We start from the raw sequence: 2,358 nt of genomic DNA, 5'->3' as shown, positions 1-2,358 counted from the left end.
GCGGTGTAGATGTAGGTCTTGCTGAAGTCGATGCAGCCGCCCCAGTAGAAGGTCTTGTTGCTGGGCCGGTAGTTCAGGAACGACGCCCAGATGCCGTTGACGTAGCCACGGCCTCCGTTGAGGTCGTACTTGTTGCCGAAGTCGAGCTTGGGCACCGAGTGGCCGGCGTACTCCCAGTGCACCAGGTCGTAGGAGCGCAGGACCGGCGCGCCGGGCGAGTAGTGCATCGTGGAGGCGGAGTAGTAGTAGGTGTCACCGACCCGGATGATGTCGATGTCGGCCAGGTCCTCCCACAGCACCGGGTTGGTGAACGTCCCGGAGGGCGCGCTCGGGGACGCCGACGGTGACACGGACGGGGACGCGGACGGAGACGCGGACGGGGAGCTGGTGCCGCCGTCGACGCGGACGAGCTGCCACTGCTGGTTGTTGCCGCCCCAGTCGGAGTACTGCACGATCTTGCCGCCGTCGGCGGTGGAGGCGTTCTGCACCTCCACGGCCTTGCCGCTGTTGCGGTTGATCAGCCGGACGTAGCCGTCCGAGGAGTCGGCCAGCCGGAACTGCTGGTTGACGCCGTTGCCGTCGCTCCACTGCACGACGGCGGCGCCGTCGGCCGTGGAGAGGTTGTAGACGTCCAGCACCTTGCCGGAGTGCCGCGACTGCACGCGGTAGTAGCCGCCGCCGGAGTCGACGAACCGCCACTGCTGGTTGTTGCCGTTGTTCCGGGTCCACTGCACGAGCGACCCGCCGTCGGCGGTGGAGAGGTTGTACACGTCCAGGGCCTTGCCGCTGTTGCGGTTGACCAGCACGTACCAGGCGTTGGTGTCGACGGTCGCGGCCGTGGCCGGCGCTATGGACACGAGCGCGCCGGCGAGCACGGTCGCGAGCGCCGCGAGCAGGCACGTCAGGACGGCCGCGGGCGATCGTCGCCGGCGCCCGGTCACGCGGGGCGGCACTGGCTGCATGTCTTCTCCTCTGGGGGGTGGAGGCGGTGGGAGACGGGCCCGCCCTCCCTCACTGGCGGAGGGGGGCGGGCCCGTCCCTGTGGCCCCCGGCTGTGGAAGGCGAAGGCCGGGGGCCGGATTCGGCGGATCGGGTGGGGCCGGTCGGCCGGTGGAGCCGGTCACAGGTCGGCGCGGTGCCGCCGGCCGTGCCGGTTCCGGTCACGTCCAGGCGCGGGCCCGACCGCATGATGCTTCTCCTGTGAGTGCGAGGGGCGGGAGCGTTCACGACCGGCGGCCGCCGTACGATCGGGCGCGGTCGTCCGGGGGCAAGTTATCGCTAACATTCGGCCGCGCGAGACACAGCACGAACACCGGCGCCGGGCCGCTCCGGAGCGGGCTCCGCGGCCACGCCGGGCGCTCGCCGCGACGACCCCTCGCGGAGGTCACGCCGCCCGTGGTCGTGCCGGGCCGGGGAACCGGTGGGCAGGCCCGCCCGATCCTGTGAGCGCTAACATTGCGGCGATGTGAACTCCCTTCTCACATCTGACGAATGTCGGTGGTGGTGCGGCGGAGCCAATACGACGGCGCGGAGCGTGTCAACACGCGGGCCTCTCCCAGGTGTTCACCCGCGGCCGGGAGGAGCGCCCGAACTGGGACGACCGCGAAGCTCCCGGTCCGCCCGCGGCTCCGCCCCCGGTGAAACTTTCACGGCCGCCGTCACGGCACGCGGACGCCCGAACCGCCGCGGATATCGCCCGGACAGGAGCCCTGCGGGCGGACGGCCGGCCCGGGCCCTGACGGACCGCCGCCGAGAGATCGACACAACGCCTTGACACGTTACGCCGACGTTTCCAAACTGATCCCCGGCGGCCTCCTCCTGCCCGGTCGGTGGTGAACGGCAGGGGCCGCATGCCGGTGCCGCGGTCCGTCACGGACCGTGTGCGACGCCGCGGGCGTCTTCCCGCGTTCATCCGCGTTCGTTTCAGCACTCGTTCTTCCCGCACCACCGTTCCGTCAGCACCACCTTCGGCAAGCACCCCGTTTCAGCAAGACCCCGTTTCAGCAAGACCCCGTTTCAGCAAGCACCCCCGTTCATCAAGCACTGGAGGCTCAGGCATGGGCGAAACCGCCATACCTGTGGGACGAGCCCGGCGACGACTCGGCGGTTCCCGCCGGGTGCTGGCCGCCGGGGCTCTCGGCGTACTCGGGGTGGTGACGGCCCTGTCGGCCACCACCCCCGCCGACGCCGCGGCGAGCACCCTCGGGGCGGCCGCCGCGCAGAGCGGCCGCTACTTCGGCACCGCGATCGCGGCCGGCCACCTGAACGACTCGACCTACGTGGCGACGTGGGACCGGGAGTTCAACGGGGTCACCGCGGAGAACGAGATGAAGTGGGGGCCGATCGAGCCGTCCCGCA

At 71.0% G+C, this 2,358-nt stretch carries 2 protein-coding genes; one reads left to right on the top strand and one right to left on the bottom strand.

Features of this window, described 5'->3' with window-relative positions; genetic code table 11:
• Window positions 1–962 (bottom strand): RICIN domain-containing protein (locus FED44_RS35390; protein WP_167521677.1); only part of this gene is annotated, 962 nt, incomplete at its 3' end.
• Between the two features lie 1,095 nt (window positions 963–2,057).
• Between FED44_RS35390 and FED44_RS35385 the strand changes: the two genes are divergently transcribed.
• Window positions 2,058–2,358 (top strand): endo-1,4-beta-xylanase (locus FED44_RS35385; RefSeq protein WP_138463399.1); only part of this gene is annotated, 301 nt, incomplete at its 3' end.

This window comes from Microbispora triticiradicis, assembly GCF_005864065.1.
GTDB classification, from domain to species: Bacteria; Actinomycetota; Actinomycetes; order Streptosporangiales; family Streptosporangiaceae; genus Microbispora; species Microbispora triticiradicis.
This window is presented reverse-complemented; position numbering and strand designations above follow the sequence as displayed.